Genomic DNA, 22,873 nt, shown 5'->3' on the forward strand with positions numbered 1-22,873 from the left:
GTGGTCGGGTGAGGTCGCGGATCAGGCCTTGGCCGGAACCGGGTCCGCGGCGGGCGACTGGATCGCCGCGCGGTCTTCTTCCTCCAGGCGCCAGGCGTCGGCGTCGATGTCCAGGTCGCTGAAGCGTGTGGCGTCGAACACCGGCTCGGCGACGCCGGCGTCGATCTGCGCGTCGTAGTCGCGCATCAGGCGCAGTCCGGGCTTGAACAGCGCCGCGAGCGCAAGCAGGTTGGCGAGCGCGAGCAGGCCCATGGTCACGTCGGCGAAGGCGAACACGGTGCCGAGGTCGGTGGTGGCACCCCAGCCGCACAGTGCGATCACCACCGCGCGGTAGAGCACGACCAGCCCGCGGTTGCTGGCGTTGAACCAGCTCAGGCTGTTCTCGCCGAGGTAGTAGTTGTAGATGATGGTGGTGAAGCCGAACAGCATCAGCGCAACGCTTACGAATACCCGGCCCCATTCGCCGACGAGACCGGCCAGCGATGCCTGGGTGAGGGCTACGCCGCCGACCTGGGCTCCTGTGCCGGGTTGGTAGACGTCGCCGAGCAGCACGATGAAGGCGGTGCACGAGCACACGATCAGGGTGTCGATGAACACCGAGAAGGCCTGCACGATGCCCTGGCTGGCGGGGTGGCGCACGTAGGCCACCGCGGCGACGTTGGGCGCGCTGCCCAGACCGGCCTCGTTGGAGAACAGGCCGCGCTTGACGCCCATCACGATCGCCGCGCCGATGCCGCCGCCGATCGCGGGTTCGAGGCCGAAGGCGCTCTTGACGATCAGTGCCAGCACGCCCGGCAACTCGCCGAGGTTGAGCACCACCACCACCAGCGCGATGGCGATGTAGCCGACCGCCATCACCGGCACGAGCACCTCGGCCACCTTGGCGATGCGCTTGACGCCGCCGAAGATGATCGCGCCGACGATCACGGCGAGGATGCCGCCGGTCACGCTGACCGGGATGCCGAAGGCGTCGTTGATCGAGGTGGCGACCGAGTACGACTGCAGCGCGCTGAAGGCAAAGCCGAAGGTCAGCAGCAGCAGCACCGAATAGACCGCCGCCAGCCACTTCCAGCGCCGCCCCATGCCGCGGGCGATGTAGTGCGCGGGGCCGCCGCGGTAGGTGCCGTCAGGCTCGGCAGTCTTGTAGGCCTGGGCGAGCGTGCACTCGAAGTAGCTTGTGGCCATGCCGATCAGGCCCACCATCCACATCCAGAAGATGGCGCCGGGGCCGCCCAGCGTGATGGCGACGGCGACGCCGGCGATGTTGCCGCCGCCGACGCGGCCGGCCACGGACAGCATCAGGGCCTGGAAGGAGCTGATGTGGCCGTGCTTGTCACGTGCAAAGGCCTGATTGGCGCCGAGGATGCGGAACATGCGTCCGAAGTGGCGGAACTGCACGCAGCGCGAACCGATGGTGAACCACAGGCCGAGGCCGATCAGCACGACGATCAGCACCTTGGACCATAGCAGGTCATTGAGCAGGTCAAGCATGACGGCGCCCTCCCTGGCGGAGGTGGCAGGCGGCCAGGGCCGGGACGTGACACGGGTAGGCAGGCATGAGATGTCTCCTTGCTGCGCGGCGCGTGGCCGCTGTTGTCGTTTTCCCCCGCGCGAACGGCGGGAGCACGGACATTTCAGCAAGCCGCGGGCAGCACGGGAATTTGACGACCTGGCTCAAGCCGTTGCCAATGGGCGCACAAACTGCGCCATACTGCGACATATCCAAGGTGTGCCACCGACCGGGGCCGTACGCGTGAGCCGCCACTCCTGTTGCCCGCCGCGTCGCCCCTGGAGCCACCATGAACGAGGATTTCGCCCGCAACCTGCGCCTGTTGTGCAGCTACTACCGCTCCGTAGCCGAGGTCTGCCGCCGGCTCGACATCAACCGGCCGCAGTTCAACCGCTACCTGAGCGGGCGCTATCGGCCCTCGGCCCATACGCTGCGCCGGTTCTGCGCCTTCTTCGGGGTGGACGAGCACGAAATCATGATGCCCAGCGCGCAGTTCGAGCGCCTGGTGCAAGTCCGCCCGCGGCCGGTGGTGCCCGCCGTGGCGCACGCACCGGAGGCGGCGGATCTCGCCCACCTGAAGGAGATCGGTAGCGCAGGGCTGGACAAGTACCTGGGCTATTACTTCGAGACCTACCTGTCGATGGCCTGCCCCGGGCAGCTTCTGCGTACCCTGGTATGCCTGGAAAGGCGTGACGACCGGGTGTATTACCAGCGTACCGAGCGCCTCATCGAGCATCCGCGCGAGAAGGCCTACCATGGCATCTATCGCGGCCTGGCGCATTTCCTCACCGACCGGATCTTCCTGACCGACTACGAGACGCTGACTGGTCTGGAGATGACGCAGACCATCCTCTTCCCCTCGTTCAAGAACCGTGTCACCCGGCTCACTGGGCTCAAGCTGGGGGTGTCGGGCAGCGGCGAGCGCATGCCATGTTGCGCCCGGGTCGTGTATGAATACCTCGGCCAGGCCATCGAGGTCCGGCGCGCGCTGCGCCTGTGCGGCCTGTATCCGCTCGATGACACACGGGTGGATGAGGCGACGCGCCGGGCCGTGGCCAACGATATCGCAGCCGGCGAGTGGCATTTCCGCGCGCGCCACTGAGCGTGCGCGCGCACCTCGCCTGCACGGCTGGGCCTGGCTGACTGCCGTTCAGCGCTTCAGGAAGCGCTCGACTGCCGCGAGGTGTTCCGGCTCGTTGTGGCACATGCCCTGGAAGGCCGCGCACAGGTCGAGGAAGTCCTTGAGTTCGGTGCGCTGGGCCATCTTCATCAGGCGCTTGGTCAGGCGCAGCGCCTTGGGCGGCTGGGCGGCGAAGCGCGCGGCCATGTCGTGGGCGCGTGCCAGCAACTGCTCAGGCTCGACGACCTCGAGCGCGATGCCCAGGGTCTTCGCCTCCTCCGCACCGACGATGCGTCCCGACAGGGTGAGCTCGAAGGCCTGCTGGTAGCCGATCAGGCGCTGCATGAACCAGGCGCCGCCGTCGCCCGGGATGATGCCGAGGTTGAGGAAGGTCTCGCCGAACTTCGCCCGGGTGGAGGCGATGCGGATGTCGGCCATGTTGGCCAGATCAAAGCCGGCGCCGATTGCGGGCCCATTGACTGCGGCGATGATCGGCACCTCGACCGCCTGCAAGGCCAGCGGGATGCGCTGGATGCCGCGGCGGTAGCGGGTGGCGACCTCGGCCACATCGCCGGCAAAGTCGCCGCCGCGCTCGGCCATGTCCTTGATGTTGCCCCCCGCGGAGAAGGCTGAACCCTCGCCGGTGATCACCAGCACGGAGACCTCGTCGCAGCGGTTCACCCACTCGGCTACATCGACGATGTCGTCGATGAGTGCGGTGCCGGTGAGCGCATTGCGCACGTCGTCGCGCGCCAGGGTGAGGGTGGCGACGCGATCGTCGAGTTGCAGGCGGGCGTCCTTGAGGGCGGGCTGGGACATCATTCGGTCTCCTTTTGAGTGTCGCGCGCGGCGGGTTTCAGCGTGGCGTCCTGAGCGGATCGGGTAGCTTGAGGGTACCGGAGTCGGAGAAGCGCATGCCACCCGCCAGACCACCGGCGAGCCGGCCGCGCAGCGTGTAGGGTACTTCGGCCTTGGCCTCGCCTTCGATCACGCCGAGCGCCTGGCGTACCACGGCGATCGCCGATACCGACACCGGGATCTCGATCAGCGTCTCGCCGAAACGCGGCACGCTGCCCGCGCGATCGCTGACGCCGGTGGCGAAGGGCCGACCGTTGAGCTCGAGTTCGAGCGCGAGGCCGTCGAAGTCGATTGCCGAGTCGTTGGGGTTCTGCACCCGCATCCTGACCTTGAAGCGCATCTCCATGCCCTCGCCCGGGATGGGCTCCAGGCCGACGACGTTGATTCGAACCGGTTCGCGGTGCACCAGGCTGGCGCAGCCGCCGACCGCGAGCAGGGCAAGGACGACCAGTACCGCAGTGAGACTGCGGTAGCAGAGGTGTGCGAGGCGGATGGGGATCGCGGCATGCATGGGCGGAACTTCCATTGTGAAAGCCGGGCCTGGTCCATTCTACCTGCAGACGGGCCTCTGGCCAGGCGCGTGCCCATGCCGGCTCGCGCATGGGCAAAGGTCATCACCGAGGCAGGCACCGGCGTATCTCGCCAGGCGTGCGGTTTTCACTACCGGTGTTTCGGCAGCTGTCTAGAATCCAGTATGCGTAGCGCCCGCTGCGGCTGTGCATCGGTGAAGGAGTCCGAGTGATCGACCATACGCATCCGAGCCTCAATCTGCCGGCCGCCACCTCCGTGTTTGCCGACGGCGGGCTTGATGCGCTCGTCGATGCGTTGCCCGCGCTGGTGTGGGTAAAGAGCCCCGACGGTGTGTTCCTGCACTGCAACCGCCAGGTCGAGGCCTTGCTTGGCCGGTCCCGTGACCAGATCCTCGGGCGGACGGACGCTGATTTCTTTGCCGAAGCAGAGGCCGCAGCCTTTCGCGCGGACGATCTGCGGGCCCTGGCCGCCATGCAGCCCGTGAGCCGTGAGGAGTGGCTCACCTTTGCCCGCGACGGCCACCGTGAGCTTGTCCTCACTACCAAGGCGCCCCTGCACGGCGCGGATGGACGCCTCATCGGCGTGCTCGGCATTGCCCACGACGTCACCCACGAGCGGCGCATGCGGGCCGCACTCGATCTGCTTGCCGCAGATTCCACTCCGCGGACCGGGGTCGCCTTCCATGAGCGCGTGTGCCGGCACCTGGTTGAGGCGCTCGATGCCGACTACGTGTTCGTCGGTGCGGTCGACGCGGTCGGCGAGCGGGTCAATGCGGTCGCCGGCTGGTCGAGCGCGGGGCGCATGCAGGCCTTCGACTACGCGCTTGCGGACTCGCCCTGCGAGCATGTGATCGGGCGGGCGCCCTGCGTCTATGCCGAGGGCGTCGCGATGCGCTTCCCGCGCGACGAGGCGCTCGTACGCAAGGGTATAGAAGGCTATTGCGCGGTGCCGCTGATCGATCATGCCGGGCACCCGCTGGGGCTGCTTGCGCTGCTCAGCCGGCGTCCATTGGCCCAGCCGCAAGTGGTGCTCGACCTGCTCCAGATCTTCGACGCACCGGTCAGCGCGGAGCTCGAGAACAGCCGCAATCTGTCCGCCCTGCGGCGGCGGGTGTCGCTCGAGCAGACCCTGGCACGCATCTCGGCGCGCATCGTCGGTGCCGAGCATGAGCGCCTCGACGAGGTGATCGTCGAGGCGCTCGGCGAGCTCGCCGGCCATGCGCGTGCCGATCGAGCCTACGTGTTCGCAGTCGCGGAGGACGACGCCCACGCCTGCAATACCCATGAGTGGTGCGCGCCGGGGGTGTCGACGCAGATCGGCAGCCTGCAGCAGGTGCGTTTCGATCACGAGCTGCTGTTCGCACGTACGCTGAGGGCGTTCGACTGCGTCGATATCGAGGACGTGGAGGCGCTGGACGATGAGGCTCGCCTCGACCGCGAGATACTGCTGGCGCAGGGCATCCATTCCACGCTGGCAGCGCCGATGCGCTCGAACAAGCGCCTGTCCGGCTTCATCGGCTTCGACTCGGTGCATGCCCGGCGACGCTGGGCCGACGAGGAGAAGGCCTTGCTCGCGCTTGCCGGCGACGCCATCCGCAACGCGCTCGAGCGCCGCGATGCCGAGCGCCGGCTGCGCCAGAGCGAGGCGCGCTTCCGCCAGCTGTTCGAGAAGATCCCCAACATCTCGGTGCAGGGCTACGATGCCCAGCGCAAAGTGATCTTCTGGAACGAAGCGAGCACCGCGCTGTATGGCTTCAGTGCCGAGGAAGCGCTCGGACGCAGGCTGGACGAACTGCTGATTCCGCCCGAGATGCGCGCTGACCTCGAGGTTTTGCATCGCGACTGGATCGAGAAAGGCGTCGAGATCCCTGCAGGGGAGCTCAACCTGCTGCGCAAGGATGGCAGCAGCGTGCCGGTTTTCTCCAGCCACGTCATGCAGCGCAACGCTGATGGTGAGTTCGAGATGTACTGCATCGACATCGACCTCACCGAGCAACGCCAGGCGCAGGCCAGCCAGCGCCTGGCGGCGAGCGTGTTCTCGTATGCCCGCGAGGGCATCCTGATCACCGACGGGCAAGGCCTGATCGTCGACGCCAACGAGGCCTACTGCAGGCAGTGCGGCTATACGCGCGAGGAGATCCTGGGTCATCCGGCGGGGATGTTCCAGTCGGGGCGACATGGTGCGGAGTTCTACGCCGTGATGAGGCGAAGCCTGAGCGAGCGCGGTTTCTGGAGTGGCGAGATCTGGAACCGGCGCAAATCCGGTGAGCACTACCCGGCGCTGCTCACCATCAGCGCGGTGCCGGACGCCGGCGGTGAGGCGCTGCGCTATGTTGCCCTGTATGCCGATATCGCAGCGCAGAAGGCGCACGAGGCCGAGCTCGAGTTCCTCGCCCACCACGACGCCCTCACCGGCTTGCCCAACCGGGCGCTGCTGCGCGACCGCCTTGAGCAGGCCATCGCGCAGGCCCGCCGCCGCGAGCAGCGCGTGGCGGTGGCCTACCTCGACCTCGACGGTTTCAAGCTGGTCAATGACCAGCATGGCCACGCGCTCGGCGACCGCCTGCTCAAGCAGTTCGCCGGCGGCATGCGCGCGGCCTTGCGTGAGGGCGACACCATCGCACGCCTCGGCGGTGACGAGTTTGCGGCCGTGCTCGTCGATGTCGGCGAGCATGGTGCCTTCGTGCCCTTCGTGATGCGCTTGCTCGATGTCGTGTCCCGCCCGGTGGACATCGATGGCGTGCGACTGCAGTTGTCGGCCAGCATCGGCGTCAGCTTGTTCCCACAGCCCGATGTCGTCGATGCCGACCAGTTGTTGCGCCAGGCCGACCAGGCGATGTACCAGGCCAAGCTGGCCGGCAAGAACCGCTTCTGCATCTTCGATACCGAGCTCGATCGCAGCGTGCGCGGCCATCATGAGACGCTGGCCCAGGTTGCCGCGGGTCTCCGCAGGGGCGAGTTCGAGCTCTTCTACCAGCCCAAGGTCAACATGCGTACCGGTGCGGTGATCGGGCTGGAGGCGCTGATCCGCTGGCATCACCCGCAGCGCGGCCTGCTTTCACCGGGCGCCTTCCTCGCCGATGTCGAGGCCAGCCCGCTTGCCGTGGAGCTCGGTGAATGGGTCATCGATACCGCGCTCGCCCAGCATGTGAGTTGGCGCGAGCAGGGACTGGACCTGCCGGTCAGCGTCAACATCTCGGCCGAGCACCTGCAGCGCGCGGACTTCGTCGCCCGCCTGGAGGCCTTGCTCGGACGTCAGCGCGACATTGGCCCCGGGCGTCTCGAGATCGAGGTTCTCGAAACCAGCGCGCTCGGCAACCTCGAGCATGTCGCAGAGGTGATCCGCGGCTGCCGGCGCCTCGGCGTGCGGTTTGCGCTCGACGACTTCGGCACCGGCTATGCGTCGCTCGCCTACCTCAAGCACCTGCCGGCCGACGTGCTCAAGATCGACCAGACCTTCGTGCGCGACATGCTGGAGGACCCCGATGACCTGGCGATCCTGGAAGGCGTCATCGGCCTGGCCAAGGCCTTCCGCCGTCAGGCGGTTGCCGAAGGGGTGGAGAGCATCGTACATGCGCGCCGCCTGCTGTTGCTGGGGTGCGAGTTTGCCCAGGGCTACGGTATTGCGCGGCCGATGCCTGCGGCCGCCGTACCCGTGTGGGTGACGGCCTGGCGACCGGATCCATCCTGGCAGAGTGCGGCTGAACTCGGCCGCGACCAGGTGCTGCTGTTGTATGCCGGGGCCGAGCTTGCACACTGGTGCGCTTTGGCTGCGGCGGCGCTTGGCAACCAGGGCGCGGAGGTGCCTGCGTTCGACATCGAGGGCAGCGCCTTCGGGCGTTGGCTGGCCGCAGAGCGTGCGTCCGGCGCTGTCGACGCACCGGCCTGCGAAGCCCTGCAGGATGAACTCGCCCAACTGGCGCAGCTGTGCGAGCGCTGTGCTGGCGCGCCTGCTGCCGCCGGCAGTCGTCCATCCCTGATTGCGGAGCTGGGCGCACGCCGAGCCGCAATCGAGAGCGCGCTCGACGCCGTGCTTCGCGCTGGCTGAGTCCGGTTACGTCAGAACCCGGATCCGGGCTGTTGCAGGAAGGCGACTTCATCCGCCGTCGATTCGCGGCCCAGGGCTGCGTTGCGATGGGGAAAGCGGCCGAAGCGGTCGATGATGGCTGTCTGCGCGGTCGTGTCGGCGTCCGGGCCGAACCAGAAGGCGTGGATTGAGTCGGGCGTGTCCAAGCGGGACCTCCTGCGGGCGGGCGGTACGGACACCATAGCGCAGTCGACCGTCCGTGTCTGCGAGCTCGGTGCGGTATGGAGTTCGCGTTCGAGCGCGGGAAATCCGGCAATAATCGGGCATTCACCGTGCCTGCCTACCGACCGTGACGTCCTCGCCCCCGATTGCCCGCCCACTCTCCGCACTGCGCGGCCTGTTGCCATTCCTGCGCCCGCATCGTGGCCGGGTGGCCCTGGCCTTCGTGCTGCTCTGCCTCGGTTCGGCCGCGATCCTCGTCGTGCCGCTGGCTTTCCGCGACCTGATCGACGCGGGTTTTGGCGGCGATGTGGCGGGGGCCGGGCTATTCGGTGCGCAGGGCCTGGACGGCCGCTTCGTGGCGCTGGTCGGCCTCGCGCTGTTCTGGGCGGTGGTGGTCGCGGCGCGCTACTACACGGTGTCCTGGATCGGCGAGCGCGTCACGGCCGACCTGCGCAGCGCGGTGTATGCCCGCGTGCTGCATCAGTCGCCACAGTTCTTCGAGACCTTGCAGACCGGCGAAGTGCTCTCAAGGCTCACGGGCGACACCACCCTGGTGCAGACCGTCGTTGGCAGCTCGATCTCGATGGGCTTGCGCAGCCTGTTCCAGTTCGTCGGCGGCATGCTCATGCTGGCGGTGACCAGCGTGCAACTGTTCGGCCTCATCGTCGGCCTGATGACTGTGCTGGCCTTGCCCATCGCCGTCATCGGCCGGCGCGTGCGCCGGCTGTCGCGCGCGTCGCAGGACCGCATCGCCGATGCCTCGGCCCTGGCCGGCGAGATCCTCAACGCCATGCCGACGGTGCAGGCCTTCACCCAGGAAGCGAACGAGGCGCGGCGCTTCGCTGCGCGCAGCGAGACTGGGTTTCAGGCTGCCGTGCAGCGTACCCGCGTGCGCGCCCTGCTCACCGCGCTCATCATCGCGGCGGTGATGGGCACGATCATCTTCGTGCTGTGGATCGGCGCGCGCCAGGTACAGGCGGGCACACTGTCGGTGGGCGAACTCGGCGCCTTCCTCATCTATGCCGCGCTGGTGGCGGGTGGGGTGGGCACGCTGGCCGAGGTGTGGGGCGACGTCATGCGTGCAAGCGGCGCCACCGAGCGCCTGATGGAACTGCTGCACGCCGAGCCGGCGATCCGGGATGGCGACGCGGCCCGCGCCGGCGAGGGCGCCCGCGCCACGCCCTCAGCCCACGCCGCCCTGCCCGCGATCGCGTTCGACCACGTCGTGTTCTGCTACCCGGCACGCCCGGGCGTGCGCGCGATCGACGGCATCTCGCTGCAGATCGCACCCGGCGAGCGGATTGCGCTCGTCGGCCCCTCCGGCGCCGGCAAGACCAGCCTGTTCCAGCTCCTGCTGCGCTACTACGAGGCGAGCGCGGGCTGTATCCGTATCAGTGGCAGCGACATCCGCGCGTTGTCGCTGCATGCGCTGCGCGCCGGGATCGCGATCGTGCCGCAGGACCCTGTGATCTTCTCGGCAAGCGCGCTGGAGAACATCCGCTACGGCCGTCCCGACGCCAGCGACGCCGAGGTGATCGCCGCCGCCCGCGCCGCGGCTGCCGACGAATTCATCGCCCGCCTGCCCGAAGGCTACGCCAGCTTCCTCGGCGAACGCGGCACCCGGCTCTCGGGCGGCCAGCGCCAGCGCATCGCGATCGCGCGTGCGATCCTCAAGGGTGCGCCCATCCTGCTGCTCGATGAAGCCACCAGTGCGCTCGACGCCGAATCCGAAATCCTGGTGCAGCAGGGCCTGGCCGCCGCCATGCGGGGGCGGACCACGCTGATCATCGCCCACCGCCTGGCCACGGTGCAGAAGGTGGACCGCATCGTGGTGATGGACGCCGGCCGCATCGTCGAGACCGGTACCCCGGCCGACCTGCGCCGCCAGGGCGGGCTGTATGCACGGCTGGCGGCGCTGCAGCTGGAGGCGTGAGGAGAGCGGCGCGGGGCCCTACGGCAGCGTGCGCTCGCGCACATAGCGTGGAAAGCGTGGTTGCCCGCCGGGGGTAAGTTCGCGGTAGCGGTAGGTGACCAGCGTGCCGATGGCGGGCGGGGTGTTGCGCAGGGCGTCGGTCAGGCCGCTGCCGATGCGAAAGCGGCGGCCGTCGTCGGTCTCGACCTCCAGTGCGCCGACCTTGCCCTGCAGCCGGCCCTTGCCGGGGATGTAGCCGACGACGCGGGCTTCGGCGTCGAGCCATGGGGTGAGCTTGAGCAGGGCGTCGCTGCGGCCGGGCTGCCAGTGGGCGTCGGCGCGGTGCAGCATGAGTCCTTCTCCCCCGCCGGCGACGGTGTCGTCGAGCAGGCGCTGCAGTGCTGCGCGGTCGGTGACCCGGCGCTGCTCCACGACCTGGAGCCAGGGCCGGTCGGCCGCCATGACGAGGGCCTGGAGCGCCTGCAGACGGGCGCTGAAGTCGCCCGCCCCGGCGGGCTGGTCGAACACCATGTAGCGCACCGCGCGCCAGCCCGGGTGCTGTGGGTCGGCGCGGCGGATGAGGCCGGAGAGTTCGTCGAAGCGCTGGCGGCCCAGCCACAGCTCGCCGTCGAGCGGCGTGTGGGGCAACCCGGCAACGAACCAGTCGGGCGCGACGATCGGCCGCCCGCTGCGGAAGCGCAACTGGCGGCCGTCCCACAGCGCGCGTACGCCGTCGAGCTTTTCGCTGATCCAGTACTGGGCCGGGTCGATGGCCGCGTCGTAGCGCAGCGCGAGCATGGGGGCGGGCGCCGGTGGCGTGTGCGGGTCGGCCCAGGCCGCGCCGCTGACCGCGGCCACCAGCAGCGCCAGGATCAATGTGCGGTGCGTGCGGGCAGGCCCGAGTCGCGATGCAGCGTTCATTGGCCGTCGGGGGCGTTGAGTGCCCGTGGGTGCGGGCGCGCAGGCGGTGCAGGCCCGCTGGGTAGTCCTGGGGGTCGTCTCTGGGGAGGTGGGTGGACGCGGCATGAGCATCTGCGCTGTCAATGACGAAGGCATTGTACGTGGCGCCGTCCGGATTATCCATATCGAATATCAGAGGATGGCGGCGTGGGCCTCATGCGCGCGGCGCGGGCGGAACTGGCGGGTGTCGCGGTAATACGCGGCGCATTCGTTTTCGGGCGTCATGCCGGGGATGCCGAGCAGTGGCAGGGCTGACAGGCTGCGCGGGCTGAAGTCGCCGATCATGGTGGCGAACGCGTGGGCGAGCCAGGCGTCGGTGTCGGCCCGCGCTGCGTCCGCCGGCAGCGCCAGCCAGTCGGGTGCGACCCTGCGGTAGAGGGCTTTCGCGCACAGGCCGAAGAAGGGCGCGCGCAGCAGCGCCCAGGTGGCGTGTCCGAAGACGAGAAAGCGGGTGGTCCGTGCGAGGCGCTGACGGCGGTCCCAGAATGCGGCTTCCCACTCATGCGCAGCGAGCAGCGCGGGGATCTCGGTATCGGCCGACACCACCACGATGCCGCATTCGTCGAACTGGGTCAGTGCGTCACGGCGCGGCCCGCGCCCGGAAAGGCCTGCCGCCGTGCGGGTCTGCAGTTCTTCGACATGCAGGCGGTTGAGCGTGGCCTTGGTGCGCGGCCAAGCGCACCAGGCCAGCGCATTGAAGAAATCGTGCCAGTCGCCGCTGCGGGTCGGCACCTCGCCGCGGGCGAAGATGTGGGCCTCGTAGCCCGCAGGCGTCTCCCCGGGCGGCACGAAGCGGATCGGCGCCCCGCCACCGCTGCGGGTGCCCGGGGCCGCCTCGGCGAGCAGGGCGTCGAGCGCCGCGTGGTCAGGCAGGCCGGTGCCGGCGCAGCGTTCGAGCCAGCGCCCGATCGGTGCGAACAGAGGCTGTGTAGCGAGACTTGCGGGATGGTGATCTGCGGTGCTCATCCTCGCATTGTGCCTTCTCCAAACCGCCTGTTTCTGGAAACTCATCTGAGCCGTATGCGCTTGACAAGCGGGGAGCAGAAGGAGATAAAATGACAAAAAAGTAAATGATAATGAAAGGCATTTACTACAGAGTATCAACACGCAGATCCGCTGGTCTCGTCTAACAGCCCCCGTGTTCGTCAGTGTGCGCGCAGCCTGGTGCCGCGCCAGCGCTCTCGAACCTGGCTGGCCGGACTTGGCGGTCCTGATGCTGCCTGAGTGTTTCATTGATAAGGAGTGATCATGTTCAAACGGTTTCGATTCCTGGGGGCAGGGCTGCTCGCGTTGAGCTTGCTTGCACCGGGGGCGCATGTGTTTGCGCAGCAGGACGGCATGCAGGGCGTCCAGGCCGATGCAGCCGCCACCGACTGGCGGCGGCTGTTGAAGGTGACCAGCATCGAGCGGATGGTGCGGGAGCTGCCCACCTATTTCAGGCAGGGGCTCGACCAGGCCAGGGCTCAGGGGGCGGCGGTGCCTCCCGAGGTCGAGGCTGCGCTCAAGGCTGCGGCCGACGAGGTGTTTGGCTTCGAGGGCTTGCAGCAGGCGGTCACCGCCCACCTGCAAGCCAGCCTGAGCGCAGAGCAGCTGGCCGATTGGCTGGGCTTCTATGCGACGCCGCTGGGCAGGAAGCTGACCGCCGCCGACGAGCACGCGGCCTCGCCGGCCTTCCAGCGCGAGATGATGGAGCGGGCGCCGCAGATCATGGAGACGCTCAGCCAGGATGCCAGCCGGATGGCACTGCTGCAGTCCTGGCTGCAGGCCACCGATGCGGTGGAGCAGGCCACCAACATGGCGCTGCAAAGCCAGTTGGCGCTCGAGTGGGGTTTGATCTCGACCCTGCCGCAGGGCACGGCGAGACCCAGCTTCGACGAGGTGCAGAGCCACATGAATGCACAGCGTTTTGCGATGCGGGCACAGATGGCTCAGATGCTGCTCGTTCACTCTGCCGCCGCGTACCAGGAGTTCGATACGGAGGAACTCGGACAGCTGCTGAAAAGGGCGAACAGTCCGGCTGGTCGGGCACTGTATATCGAATTCGGCACCCGCTTCTACCAGACCCTGGCGGCCCTGTCCGAGGCGGTCGGAGAGGCCGCCGGGCGGCGGCTGGGGCAACGACCCGTTTGAGAGGATGACGCCCGGGGCCGGATTGATTGCAGTTGCAGCGCCATCCGGGTGATCGAAACCCCCTGCGAGCCGTGTGACGTCGATGGCCGGATGCTGGCCGCCGCGCAGCAGTACGCCGACGAGAGAGTCGTACGGCTCGCCTTCATGCAGTCGGAACAGGCGCTGTGGCCGTGAACGGCTCATCTGCGTTATTGCAATTTACATTCATTTGCCCTAATTGATGTAATCCATTTAAGATAAAAACGCCAATGGAATGGTTTGTCATCATGATTGTTCGCTGTCGCCTTGCCGGCCTGCTTCTGGCCGTTTCCCCCGCGGTTTGGGCCGACCTGCCGCTCACCGTGGAAGACCTCATCACCGACAAAGGCAAGGTCAAGCTCGATCTTTAGTTGGCCTACGCCAACATGGACCGCAGTGGCGTGTCGACGGGTGAGCCGATCATCGTCCAGACCGGGCCCACCTCGTTCGTAGCCGTGCCTACGCTCGTGGGCGAGCGCATCGGCAACAGCGACACCCTGGTCGCCACCTTCGGCCTGCGCTATGGCCTGACGGCCAAGGCCGAGGTCTATGCCCGCATGAGCAGCCTGTCGTCGAGCCACCGCAGCAGCGGTGTGGGCGGCACGACATCGAGCAGCGAAGCGGGTTTCGCCGATGCCTGGGCGGGCGTCAACTACCAGTTCAAGCAGGATGACGACGGCCCTGCCGTGCTCGGTTTCGGGGAGATCGCCCTGCGCGAGAAACATCGCCACAGCAGCGCCAGCTTCAAGTCGGCCATGCTGGGCGTCACCACCTACACGGCCATCGACCCGATCGTGTTCTCCTTGACCGCCGCCTACCGCTTCAACCAGAGCCGCCGCGACGGCGCGCAGGACTACCGGCCCGGCGACCTGCTGCTGCTCAACCCCTCGGTGGGTTTTGCGGTGAACGACCGCGTGACGCTGACCACCGGCGTGCAATGGACGCGCCGCCAGGCAGACCGCTTCGACGGCCAGCGCCAGGGCATCGACCGCACGGCTACCGATCTGCTGCTGGGGGTCGGTTATGGCGTTGCCCGCGGCAACACGCTCAACACCACGTTCAAGGTCAACGCCTCGGGGCGCAGCGGTACGGAACTGCGGGCGAACTGGCTGTACACGTTCTGATCGCTGGCGCGGCGTGCAGGAGTGCGAAGGTAGCGCGAGAAAGTCGGGCGGCAAGCCGCCCGGGACAAATTGCCGGTGCCGCAAACACCGTCAATGGGTGCCTCGGGAGTCTGTTTCGAGGCTAGTTGTTGTACTTCGTGACACGAAGGAGTCTATATGAAGCAGTTCAAACACGCAGCGGTGGCGCTGGCCATGGTGGGCATGCTGTCGGCACAGGCAAACGCCAGCGAGGTGCAGGTGCAGAACCTGCAAGCCGCGCAACCGATCGCGGCGTTCAGCCAGACGGACATCGATGCGATGTTCGAGCAGGCAGGGCAGCCGATGCAGCTGGCGGCGCTGTCGCAGCAGGAGATGAGGGAGACAGAGGGAGCGGTCTGGTGGATGCCTATTCTCGGCGGCATCGGGGGTGGCGCAACCTATTGGTACAACAACCCGAGCCGCAACTTTTCCGGCCTTGCCGTTGCCGTCGGAAGTGGAGCGCTGGGTGGTGCTCTAGGGCGGATCAGCGGTTGGGGTGTTGGGGTCGGCGGTAGCATGTACTCCACTCACGTGCAGCGTTGGCGGTGACGCACTAATCAACTCCCACGGACTTCGCCATGCAATGGTGAAGTCCGTCGTGTTCTGGAGAGTGGCTTGTGCTCGAGATGTTTGTCCGGGTGACTGCTTTTTCCCTGATGTATTGGTCGTGGCACGTCGCTAGTCGCCGAAAACTAGTGTTGGCCTTATGTCTCGGATTAGGCGCGTGGGGGATGCTCGCGGGGTTTGGGCTGCTTGACCCTCGCACGGAAGAAGTGGCGAATCCGGTAGTCATTGTGCTGCTCGGATTGTTTTGCCTTGGAGCACCCATACTCGTCTATTCCGCTACAAGCGGAAGCACTGAATTGGTCAGCATCGGAATGCTAAATACTTCCCTCTCCTTCTTCCTTCTACGCAAACTTCCCTTATCGCGCCTCGATTTTCCGCGTTGGCAATCGGGACTGGCCATCACGCTCATCGGCCTGCTGATCGGCCTCGATCCGAGCTTGCGCGCCGCGCCACCCGACATGCCCGTACCGCCGTTGTGGCTGGCCGTGGGCATGGGCCTTCTCACAACCTGGGTGGCGTTTCTGATCATCGTCGGCGTGCTGCGCTGGTGGATGAGGCGCGGTGGCCGCTGGGACGGCCAGGGCGATCTGTTCAACCTGGTGGCAGCGTCGTGGCTGGTGGCCGATGCCCTGGGTGCGGGCTTGTCGGCGCTCGGGGTCGCCCCGCTATTCACCTTTCCGCTGTGGCTGTATTCGGTGTGGGTTGGGGCCAATGCGCTGTCGGGCGCCATTCCCAAGGCGAGCCTGGGCTACAGCATCGGCGGCATCGTCCTCGGGCTGATCCCGGCCATGCTGGCCTCTATGGTCGTGTTCGCGGTGCTCGGCATCGTGCTGGCCATGCTCGGGGTTGTCCCGCTGCCGCCTCCGGGCGCAGGGCCGGCGGGCATGGGTTGATGCGACCCTTGCACAGGCGCCTCATCGCCATCGCTGCGCTGCCCATGATCAGCACCATGGTGTTGGCGGATACTCTCGGCACGGCGGACGCAGGTCCGCCCCAGCGTGCCGAAGGCGTCCTGCTCGTCACCCACTCCGTCCATCGCATCGTCCCGGTGCAAAGCTGGAAGACGCGCCGCGACGCGCGCATCGTCAAGCAGGACTTGGACTACTCTTGCGGCGCGGCGTCCCTGGCAACCTTGCTCAACAGTTTTTACGGCCAGAACGTCACTGAGGAAGCCTTGCTCAAGGCCATGGACAAGGGCGATGGCCGGGCCAGCTTCGACGATATGGCGCGCGCCTTGCCGGAGTTCGGGTTTCGGGCGCAGGGCTTTGCTGCGAGCTGGGAGCAGCTTTCACGGCTCAGGATGCCCGTCGTCGTGTATGTGAAGCACCGCAAGGACGACCATTTCGCCGTTTTGCGCGGCATCAGCGGCGACACGGTGTGGTTGGCCGATCCGTCGCTGGGCAATCGCACCTATAGCCGCGCTCAGTTTCTGGCGATGTGGCAGACGCGCGAAGACGCGGACGATGGATTGGCGGGAAAGTTTCTGGCGGTGCTGCCCGTCGATTCGGACGGCGTACCGCCCAACGATTTCTTCACCCGAGCGCCACGCCGCCAGAGCGCCAATGCAACGGCGCAGCTCGCGTTTCGCGTGCAGCCGTAACCGTGGCAGTCAGAGGGACTGAGATGATGCCGGGGTTGGCTACCCGCCCATGGGTGTGTTGGCAAAGCGGGTCAGCCAGATCCTGCACACGGTGTGGGATCCGCTCAGTATCGACTCCGAGCCTGGCGCACAGACGGAGTACGACGACTATGTGCCGGAGATCTTCCGTCTGCTTGTGCGTGATGCATCCGCTGATGGGATCGCCGCGCGGATCGAGGCTATCAGGCGCGAGCACATGGGCCTGCCCGGACATGAAGCGCGCGACCGCTAGGTGGCGATGATGCTGATCGCCTTGACCGCGCGTCGCCCGCCGCTCGCCTCAGGCCGCCTTTTCTGCCGGTGCTTCTGCGTGCGCCGGCTGTAGGCGATTGATGCCGCTGATGATGGCGCGGATCGAGGCGGTGACGATGTTGCCGTCTACGCCCACGCCGTAGCGGTCGCCGCCTTGTCCGCCGGCCTCGGTGAGCTCGAGGAAGGCGCAGGCCTGGGCGTTGCCGCCGTCCTCGCTGGGGGTGATCGAGCGCTCCTCGAAGCTGCGCACCTGGACGTCGATGCCGGCGCCGCGCAAGGCGTGGATGGCGGCGTCGATCGGGCCGTTGCCCTCGCCGACGAGCAGGTGTCGGGTGCCGCCGATCTCCACCACCAGGCGGATGCCCTGCGCCTCGCCGTGCTCGAACAGATGGTGCTCGACGTAGCGAACCGGCGCGACGGTGTCGAGGTAAGTGCTGCGGAAGAGGTTCCAGATTGCCGACGCCGACATTTCGCCGCCGCTGGCGTCGGTGACCTGCTGGACCTCGCGCGAGAATTCCACCTGCAGCCGACGCGGCATGACGATGCCGTACTCGGTCTCGAGCAGGTAGGCGATGCCGCCTTTGCCGGACTGGCTATTCACCCGGATCACGGAGTCGTAGCTGCGGCCGACGTCGGCGGGGTCGATCGGGAGGTAGGGTACGTTCCACGGGGTGTCCGCCTTGTGGGCGGCGAATCCCTTCTTGATGGCGTCCTGGTGGGAGCCGGAGAAGGCCGTGAATACGAGATCCCCCACATAGGGGTGGCGTGGGTGGATGGGCAACTGGTTGCAGTACTCGACGGTGCGTGCAACCGCGTTGATGTCGGAGAAATCGAGCCCGGGCGCGACGCCCTGGGTGTACATGTTGAGCGCGAGGGTGACGATATCGACGTTGCCGGTGCGCTCGCCGTTGCCGAACAGGCAACCCTCGACGCGGTCGGCGCCGGCCATCATGCCGAGTTCGGCGGCGGCGATGCCGCTGCCGCGGTCGTTGTGCGGGTGGAGCGAGAGCACGATGCTGTCGCGGCGCTCGAGCTGGCGATGCATCCACTCGACCTGGTCGGCGTAGACGTTGGGCGTGGCGACCTCGACCGTGGCGGGGAGGTTGATGATGACCTTGTTGTCCGGCGTTGCGCCCCATTCGGCGGTGACGGCGTCGCAGACTTCCTTGGCGAAGTCGAGCTCGGTGGCGGAGAAGGTCTCCGGGCTGTACTCGAGGCGGATCTCGGTGCCGCACTCGGCCCTCATCTGCGCGCCGATCTGCTTGATCAAGCGCACGGCCGACACCGCGAGCGCAACCACCTGGGGCTTATCCATGTTGAACACGACTTCGCGGAAGGTGGGCGAGGTGGCGTTATAGACGTGGATGATCGCCCGCGGCGCACCGCGTACCGACGCCATGGTGCGGCGGATGAGGTCCTCGCGCGCCTGGGTGAGCACCTGGATGGTGACGTCCGCCGGGATGTGGCCGCCCTCGATGAGGGTGCGTACGAAGTCGAAGTCAGTCTGCGAGGCGGACGGGAAGCCGACCTCGATCTCCTTGAAGCCGATATCGCACACGGTGCGGAACATGCGCATCTTGCGCTCGACGTTCATGGGCTCGAACAGCGCCTGGTTGCCGTCGCGCAGGTCGGTGCTCATCCAGATCGGCGCACGGTCGATGACCTTGTTCGGCCATTGGCGGTCGGCGAGTGCGATCGGGGCGAAGGGGCGGTACTTGGCGGCGGGGTTCTGCAACATCATGGCGCGGTCCTCGGGGGGCGTGGCGTGATTCGATGGAGGAGAGTTTACGCGCCGAGCTGCGGCAGACGATTGCGTTGTTGCAGTGCGATTCGGTGTTTGCCGGCAGAAAAGTTCACGAAACGGAAGTTTGGTGCAACAATCTGCGATTCATGAACAATGAGGCGCCTGATCATGCAGCTTGACCGCTATGACCGCCAGCTTCTGGATCTGTTGCAGCAGGATGGTCGAATCAGCAACCAGGAGCTCGCCGACCGTATCGCGTTGTCACCTTCGGCCTGCCTGCGGCGATTGCGCGCGCTGGAGGAGTCCGGCCTGGTGATCGGCTACCGCGCGCTGCTCGATGCAAAGAAGCTCGGCCTGTCGCTGATGGCGCTGATCCACATCTCGATGGACCGCCACACGCCCGAGCGCTTCTCGCATTTCGAGGCCGAGGTCGAGAACATTCCGCAGGTGCTCGAGTGCCTGCTCATTACCGGTCAGGATGCCGACTACCAGCTGAAGGTCGTCGTCACCGATATGGACGGCTACCAGGAACTGCTGCTGAACCGCATTACCCGCATTCCCGGTGTCACCGGGGTGCATTCGAGCTTCGTGCTGCGGCGGGTGATCGACAAGACGGCGCTGCCGCTGGGCAGCGCCTGATCGTTGCTTACTTGCCGGCGTTCGCTTACTGCCCGGCGTTGGGGAAGAAGAGCTGCTCGCCAGCGATCCTGTACGAGGCGATCGCTTCCTGACCGGAGGGCGACACGACCCAGTCGACGAAGCTGCGCGCTTCGGCTTCCTTGACGTGCGGGTGGCGCGCCGGATTGACGACCATCACGCCGTACTGGTTGAACAGCCGGGTGTCGCCCTCGACCAGGACTGCGAGGTCGGCGCGGTTCTTGAAGCTGAGCCAGGTGCCGCGGTCGGTGAGGACATAGGCGCCGCTCGATGCCGCCATGTTGAGCGCTGGCCCCATGCCGCAGCCGCATTCCTTGTAGCCACTGCCCTTGTCCTCCAGGCCGGCGGCTTTCCAGTAGCGCAGTTCGGCCGCGTGGGTGCCGCTCTTGTCACCGCGCGACACGAAAGGGGCTCCGGCGGCGGCGAGCTTCTGCAGCGCAGCGGCGATGTCATTGCCTGCCGCGCTTGCCGGGTCGCCCTTGGGGCCGACCAGCACGAAATCGTTGTACATCACCTGGCGGTGCGCTACGCCGTGGCCCTCGTCGACGAATTTCTGCTCGGCCGCAGCGTCATGCACGAACACCACGTCGGCGTCGCCGCGGCGGCCCACATCCAGCGCCTGTCCGGTACCCAGCGCGACCACCTTCACGTCGATGCCGGTTGCCTGCTTGAACTGGGGCAGGATGTGGCCGAACAGGCCCGACTGCTCGGTCGAGGTGGTGGATGCAATCACGATCGAGGTGGCTTGCGCCTGGGCGACGAGCGGTAACAGTGCGATGGTGGTGGCCGCAACGAGGCTTGCGACGTGCTTGCTGGCGAGGGAAAGCAGTGAGGTGCGCATGGGTATCGTCTCCGTCGGCTATCGGGCAACCGTGTTGTAGGCAAATTGGAGTGATCGGCAGGATTGGCTTCAGCGACCAGCTTGGCGCAATCTATTGGCCTAACCTAAGCTCATCAATATGAACGGCTATGCATAGGATCAGCCTCAACTACACCCTCGGCCCGGCGGCGGCACCCGCCTTGGTGCGCAACCCCTTGCTGGACCTGCTGCAGGCGGTCAGTGTGCAGGGCTCGATCTCGGCTGCAGCACGCGCGCTTGGCTTGTCCTACCGTCATGTCTGGGGCGAACTCAAGCGCTGGGAGGCCGAGCTTGGTCAGCCGCTGATCCTTTGGGAGAAGGGACAGGCGGCGCGGCTTACCGCGTTTGCGGCCAAGCTGCTTATGGCAGAACGCCAGGTGCAGGCGAGGCTTTTGCCGCAGATCGAAGCTCTGCGTGGAGATCTGGAGCGCGCCTTTGCGATCGCTTTCGATGAGTCGGCGCATGTATTGAGCTTGCACGCAAGCTACGATCAAGGGCTTGCGGCCCTGGCCGAGGAGGCGCGTTCTGGCCGTCTGCACTTGGACATACGCTTCACGGGCAGCGTCGACGCCATCCGAGCGCTCAACGAAGGCCGTTGCACGATGGCAGGCTTCCATGTCCGCCAGCCCGCAGCGCCCGACTCGCTCTCCCGCCACACCTACAAGCCTCTGTTGCGCCCCGGGCTTCATAAGCTCATCGGTTTTGCGCGCCGCAGCCAGGGCTTGATCGTGGCGCCGGGTAATCCGCTCGCCCTATGCGGGCTGCGTGATCTTCCGCGGCCAGGCGTGCGTTTCGTCAACCGGGCTCGCGGTACGGGTACGCGTGTCGTATTCGACGAGCTTCTGGGGGAGCTCGGGGTGAGCCCTTTCTCGATCCGAGGCTACGATGTGGACGAGCCTTCGCACGCCGCGGTTGCCCAGGCCGTGGCAAGCGGTGAGGCCGATGCCGGTTTCGGGATTGAGGCAAGTGCTCGTGACCGGGGGCTGGACTTCATACCCTTGGTGGAGGAGACATACTTCCTCGCCTGCCTGAAGTCCACCCTGGATCAATCCGCAGTCCGTGCGCTTCTCGCACTGCTCGGTTCGAGCGCGTGGCAGCGTCGGCTGGTGAGCCTCCCCGGCTACCAACCCTCGAATAGCGGTGAGGTGCTTTCGATGAGCCGTGTGTTGCCCTGGTGGCGTTTCCCCAGACGAAAGTGAGGCACTCAAACAGCTTTCAGGATTGCGTCCGGTATGCGCTCCAGCGGCAGCACCTGGTCTACGCCGCCGAGCTTGATCGCCTCGCGCGGCATGCCGAACACGACGCAGGTGGATTCGTCCTCGGCGATGGTGTGGGCGCCGGCATCGTGCATCTCCTTGAGGCCACGTGCGCCGTCGTCGCCCATGCCGGTCATGATCACGCCGACCGCGTTGCGACCGGCGACCTTGGCGCAGGAGTTGAACAGGGCATCCACCGACGGGCGATGGCGGCTGACGAGGGGGCCATCCACCACCTGCACCGAGTAATGGCTGCCGCTGCGCGCGAGCAGCATGTGCCTGCCGCCGGGGGCGACCAATGCCCGCCCGGGCTGGACCATGTCGCCGTTGCGCGCTTCACGCACCTCGAGTGCGCACAGGCTGTCCAGACGCGCTGCGAACATCGCGGTGAAGCGCTCGGGCATGTGTTGCACGATCACGATACCGGGACAGTTGGCCGGTAGTCGCGTGAGCACTGTTTCGAGTGCCTGGGTACCGCCGGTGGACGTACCGATGGCGATGATGCGTTCGCCGCTGCGAGGGAGGCGGTCGAGCTTCATCGGCGGGCGTTGTTGGTGAACTGTGCGAGCTGTTCTCGTGCGCCGGGCCTGGTGTACAGGGTCGGGCGCAGGGACGTCAGCTCGGTGGTGATGCCGCTGAGGGTTTCGGAGTGCCCGACGATGAAGATGCCGTCGTCCGCAAGGTGCGGGAGCAGGTTGCCGATGACTTTGCGCTTGGTGTCCTGATCGAAGTAGATCATGACGTTGCGCAGGAAGATCATGTCGAACTTGCCCATTGCGGCATGGCCAGGGGCGATCAGGTTGATCTGGCGGAACTCCACGCGGGTACGCAACTGGGGCACGACCTCGAGGCTGGCATCGAGCCCCTGTCCGCTCTGCGTGCAGTACTTCTTGAGCAGCGCCGGTGGAATGCCGCGTCCGCGATCGAGCGGGTATACGCCGGCGCGTGCGCGCTCGAGTACGGTCAGGCTGATGTCCGAGGCCATGACCTTCCAGTTGCCCGACATGCCCAGGGTCTCGGCCAGCACCATGGCGATGGTGTAGGGCTCTTCGCCGGTGGACGAGGCTCCACTCCAGACCCGGAAGCTTCGCCCACGACGGCTGGCCGCAAGCTCGGCGAGCACGCCGAAATGCGCGGCTTCGCGGAAGAAGTAGGTTTCGTTGGTGGTCAGCAGGTCCACCATCAACTGGCGCTCGACGGACTGGTCCGGACGGGTGACCAGCCGGTAATAGGCGTCGAAGGTGTCCAGGCCGTAGTGACGCAGTCGGCGCGACAGGCGACCCGCAACCAGCTGCTTCTTGCTGTCGGCCATGCTGATGCCCGCCAGGCTGTAGATGAGCGTCTGGAAAAGCTTGAACTCCTGGTCGGTGAGGCCGGTGCTGTGCATTGTCGAGCGCCTGTGCTGAACATGGGTGGGGATCCGCCGCCGATAGTATGCATCAGCATTGCCGCATGGATGCCGCGTCGGCG

At 66.8% G+C, this 22,873-nt stretch carries 20 protein-coding genes and 2 pseudogenes; 12 read left to right on the forward strand and 10 right to left on the reverse strand.

Annotated elements, in window-relative coordinates; translation table 11 throughout:
* Positions 1-21: 21 nt before the first annotated feature.
* Complete coding sequence (locus LQF09_RS00950; protein ID WP_002937586.1) at positions 22-1,491, reverse strand: alanine/glycine:cation symporter family protein; 1,470 nt, start codon at positions 1,489-1,491, stop codon at positions 22-24.
* Positions 1,492-1,799: 308 nt separating this feature from the next.
* Between LQF09_RS00950 and LQF09_RS00955 the strand changes: the two genes are divergently transcribed.
* Positions 1,800-2,612 carry a helix-turn-helix domain-containing protein gene (locus LQF09_RS00955; protein WP_002925512.1) on the forward strand — a complete coding sequence of 271 codons (813 nt, stop codon included), beginning with the start codon at positions 1,800-1,802 and terminating at the stop codon, positions 2,610-2,612.
* A 48-nt stretch (positions 2,613-2,660) separates the two neighbouring features.
* Here LQF09_RS00955 and LQF09_RS00960 read toward each other — a convergent pair whose 3' ends face one another.
* The gene (locus tag LQF09_RS00960) at positions 2,661-3,449 is read right to left on the reverse strand and encodes an enoyl-CoA hydratase-related protein (RefSeq protein WP_037984138.1); all 789 of its coding nucleotides are present in this window, start codon (positions 3,447-3,449) and stop codon (positions 2,661-2,663) included.
* A 37-nt stretch (positions 3,450-3,486) separates the two neighbouring features.
* A complete protein-coding gene (locus LQF09_RS00965; RefSeq protein ID WP_002925508.1) occupies positions 3,487-3,999 on the reverse strand; it encodes an LEA type 2 family protein in 513 nt (170 codons plus the stop codon).
* Between the two features lie 227 nt (positions 4,000-4,226).
* On the opposite strand from LQF09_RS00965, the gene LQF09_RS00970 reads away from it, so the two are divergent.
* Complete coding sequence (locus LQF09_RS00970; RefSeq protein ID WP_270068928.1) at positions 4,227-8,066, forward strand: EAL domain-containing protein; 3,840 nt, start codon at positions 4,227-4,229, stop codon at positions 8,064-8,066.
* Between the two features lie 11 nt (positions 8,067-8,077).
* Here the strand turns inward: LQF09_RS00970 and LQF09_RS00975 are convergent.
* Positions 8,078-8,182, reverse strand: a pseudogene (locus LQF09_RS00975) (DUF924 family protein); the annotation flags it as partial.
* A gap of 212 nt (positions 8,183-8,394) precedes the next feature.
* Here LQF09_RS00975 and LQF09_RS00980 point away from each other — a divergent pair.
* Positions 8,395-10,200 (forward strand): ABC transporter transmembrane domain-containing protein, encoded by a 1,806-nt coding sequence (locus LQF09_RS00980; RefSeq protein WP_270068929.1) that lies wholly within the window; start codon positions 8,395-8,397, stop codon positions 10,198-10,200.
* A gap of 18 nt (positions 10,201-10,218) precedes the next feature.
* Here LQF09_RS00980 and LQF09_RS00985 read toward each other — a convergent pair whose 3' ends face one another.
* Both LQF09_RS00985 and LQF09_RS00990 read right to left on the reverse strand, forming a co-directional pair.
* On the reverse strand, positions 10,219-11,100 hold the full coding sequence (locus tag LQF09_RS00985; protein ID WP_270068930.1) for a DNA ligase: 882 nt from the start codon (positions 11,098-11,100) through the stop codon (positions 10,219-10,221).
* Between the two features lie 171 nt (positions 11,101-11,271).
* The gene (locus LQF09_RS00990) at positions 11,272-12,105 is read right to left on the reverse strand and encodes a DUF3025 domain-containing protein (RefSeq protein ID WP_270068931.1); all 834 of its coding nucleotides are present in this window, start codon (positions 12,103-12,105) and stop codon (positions 11,272-11,274) included.
* A gap of 282 nt (positions 12,106-12,387) precedes the next feature.
* On the opposite strand from LQF09_RS00990, the gene LQF09_RS00995 reads away from it, so the two are divergent.
* From LQF09_RS00995 to LQF09_RS01025, 7 genes are all read left to right on the forward strand, one after another.
* Positions 12,388-13,269, forward strand: coding sequence for a DUF2059 domain-containing protein (locus tag LQF09_RS00995; RefSeq protein WP_270068932.1), 882 nt, complete (start codon positions 12,388-12,390; stop codon positions 13,267-13,269).
* A gap of 266 nt (positions 13,270-13,535) precedes the next feature.
* A complete protein-coding gene (locus LQF09_RS01000; RefSeq protein ID WP_270068933.1) occupies positions 13,536-13,658 on the forward strand; it encodes a hypothetical protein in 123 nt (40 codons plus the stop codon).
* Positions 13,659-14,411, forward strand: a complete 753-nt coding sequence (locus tag LQF09_RS01005) for a transporter (RefSeq protein WP_270068934.1) — start codon at positions 13,659-13,661, stop codon at positions 14,409-14,411.
* Positions 14,412-14,567: 156 nt separating this feature from the next.
* Entirely contained in the window at positions 14,568-14,978 is a 411-nt protein-coding gene (locus LQF09_RS01010) for a hypothetical protein (RefSeq protein WP_270068935.1), read from the forward strand.
* A gap of 329 nt (positions 14,979-15,307) precedes the next feature.
* Positions 15,308-15,889 carry a hypothetical protein gene (locus LQF09_RS01015; protein WP_270068936.1) on the forward strand — a complete coding sequence of 194 codons (582 nt, stop codon included), beginning with the start codon at positions 15,308-15,310 and terminating at the stop codon, positions 15,887-15,889.
* A gap of 44 nt (positions 15,890-15,933) precedes the next feature.
* Positions 15,934-16,596 (forward strand): C39 family peptidase, encoded by a 663-nt coding sequence (locus LQF09_RS01020; protein ID WP_270068937.1) that lies wholly within the window; start codon positions 15,934-15,936, stop codon positions 16,594-16,596.
* A gap of 49 nt (positions 16,597-16,645) precedes the next feature.
* Positions 16,646-16,867 carry a hypothetical protein gene (locus tag LQF09_RS01025; RefSeq protein ID WP_270068938.1) on the forward strand — a complete coding sequence of 74 codons (222 nt, stop codon included), beginning with the start codon at positions 16,646-16,648 and terminating at the stop codon, positions 16,865-16,867.
* A 48-nt stretch (positions 16,868-16,915) separates the two neighbouring features.
* Here the strand turns inward: LQF09_RS01025 and leuA are convergent, their stop codons facing one another.
* Entirely contained in the window at positions 16,916-18,628 is a 1,713-nt protein-coding gene (gene leuA / locus LQF09_RS01030) for a 2-isopropylmalate synthase (RefSeq protein WP_270068939.1), read from the reverse strand.
* Positions 18,629-18,799: 171 nt separating this feature from the next.
* Here leuA and LQF09_RS01035 point away from each other — a divergent pair, with 171 nt between their 5' ends.
* Entirely contained in the window at positions 18,800-19,270 is a 471-nt protein-coding gene (locus tag LQF09_RS01035) for an Lrp/AsnC family transcriptional regulator (RefSeq protein ID WP_198291753.1), read from the forward strand.
* A 25-nt stretch (positions 19,271-19,295) separates the two neighbouring features.
* On the opposite strand, the gene LQF09_RS01040 is transcribed toward LQF09_RS01035, so the two are convergent.
* Entirely contained in the window at positions 19,296-20,129 is an 834-nt protein-coding gene (locus tag LQF09_RS01040; protein WP_270068940.1) for an extracellular solute-binding protein, read from the reverse strand.
* Positions 20,130-20,257: 128 nt separating this feature from the next.
* Here LQF09_RS01040 and LQF09_RS01045 point away from each other — a divergent pair, with 128 nt between their 5' ends.
* Positions 20,258-21,346, forward strand: a complete 1,089-nt coding sequence (locus tag LQF09_RS01045; protein ID WP_002937638.1) for a substrate-binding domain-containing protein — start codon at positions 20,258-20,260, stop codon at positions 21,344-21,346.
* A gap of 5 nt (positions 21,347-21,351) precedes the next feature.
* Here LQF09_RS01045 and LQF09_RS01050 read toward each other — a convergent pair.
* Positions 21,352-21,915 (reverse strand): annotated as a pseudogene (locus tag LQF09_RS01050) (chemotaxis protein CheB); the annotation flags it as partial.
* A 23-nt stretch (positions 21,916-21,938) separates the two neighbouring features.
* The gene (locus tag LQF09_RS01055) at positions 21,939-22,790 is read right to left on the reverse strand and encodes a CheR family methyltransferase (protein WP_004249240.1); all 852 of its coding nucleotides are present in this window, start codon (positions 22,788-22,790) and stop codon (positions 21,939-21,941) included.
* Between the last annotated feature and the right edge of the window lie 83 nt (positions 22,791-22,873).

Origin of the sequence: Thauera sp. WB-2, assembly GCF_027594845.1 — a bacterium.
GTDB classification, from domain to species: Bacteria; Pseudomonadota; Gammaproteobacteria; order Burkholderiales; family Rhodocyclaceae; genus Thauera; species Thauera mechernichensis.

Coding starts and splice junctions, on each gene's coding strand:
- LQF09_RS01045 (WP_002937638.1), top strand. CDS start 20,258: ATGCATAGGATCAGCCTCAACTACACCCTCGGCCCGGCGGCGGCACCC.
- LQF09_RS00990 (WP_270068931.1), bottom strand. CDS start 12,105: ATGAGCACCGCAGATCACCATCCCGCAAGTCTCGCTACACAGCCTCTG.
- LQF09_RS00950 (WP_002937586.1), bottom strand. CDS start 1,491: ATGCTTGACCTGCTCAATGACCTGCTATGGTCCAAGGTGCTGATCGTC.
- LQF09_RS00985 (WP_270068930.1), bottom strand. CDS start 11,100: ATGAACGCTGCATCGCGACTCGGGCCTGCCCGCACGCACCGCACATTG.
- LQF09_RS01035 (WP_198291753.1), top strand. CDS start 18,800: ATGCAGCTTGACCGCTATGACCGCCAGCTTCTGGATCTGTTGCAGCAG.
- LQF09_RS01000 (WP_270068933.1), top strand. CDS start 13,536: ATGATTGTTCGCTGTCGCCTTGCCGGCCTGCTTCTGGCCGTTTCCCCC.
- LQF09_RS01010 (WP_270068935.1), top strand. CDS start 14,568: ATGAAGCAGTTCAAACACGCAGCGGTGGCGCTGGCCATGGTGGGCATG.
- LQF09_RS01055 (WP_004249240.1), bottom strand. CDS start 22,790: ATGCACAGCACCGGCCTCACCGACCAGGAGTTCAAGCTTTTCCAGACG.
- LQF09_RS01020 (WP_270068937.1), top strand. CDS start 15,934: ATGATCAGCACCATGGTGTTGGCGGATACTCTCGGCACGGCGGACGCA.
- LQF09_RS01040 (WP_270068940.1), bottom strand. CDS start 20,129: ATGCGCACCTCACTGCTTTCCCTCGCCAGCAAGCACGTCGCAAGCCTC.
- LQF09_RS00995 (WP_270068932.1), top strand. CDS start 12,388: ATGTTCAAACGGTTTCGATTCCTGGGGGCAGGGCTGCTCGCGTTGAGC.
- LQF09_RS00965 (WP_002925508.1), bottom strand. CDS start 3,999: ATGCATGCCGCGATCCCCATCCGCCTCGCACACCTCTGCTACCGCAGT.
- LQF09_RS00955 (WP_002925512.1), top strand. CDS start 1,800: ATGAACGAGGATTTCGCCCGCAACCTGCGCCTGTTGTGCAGCTACTAC.
- LQF09_RS01025 (WP_270068938.1), top strand. CDS start 16,646: ATGGGTGTGTTGGCAAAGCGGGTCAGCCAGATCCTGCACACGGTGTGG.
- LQF09_RS00960 (WP_037984138.1), bottom strand. CDS start 3,449: ATGTCCCAGCCCGCCCTCAAGGACGCCCGCCTGCAACTCGACGATCGC.
- LQF09_RS01015 (WP_270068936.1), top strand. CDS start 15,308: ATGCTAAATACTTCCCTCTCCTTCTTCCTTCTACGCAAACTTCCCTTA.
- leuA (WP_270068939.1), bottom strand. CDS start 18,628: ATGATGTTGCAGAACCCCGCCGCCAAGTACCGCCCCTTCGCCCCGATC.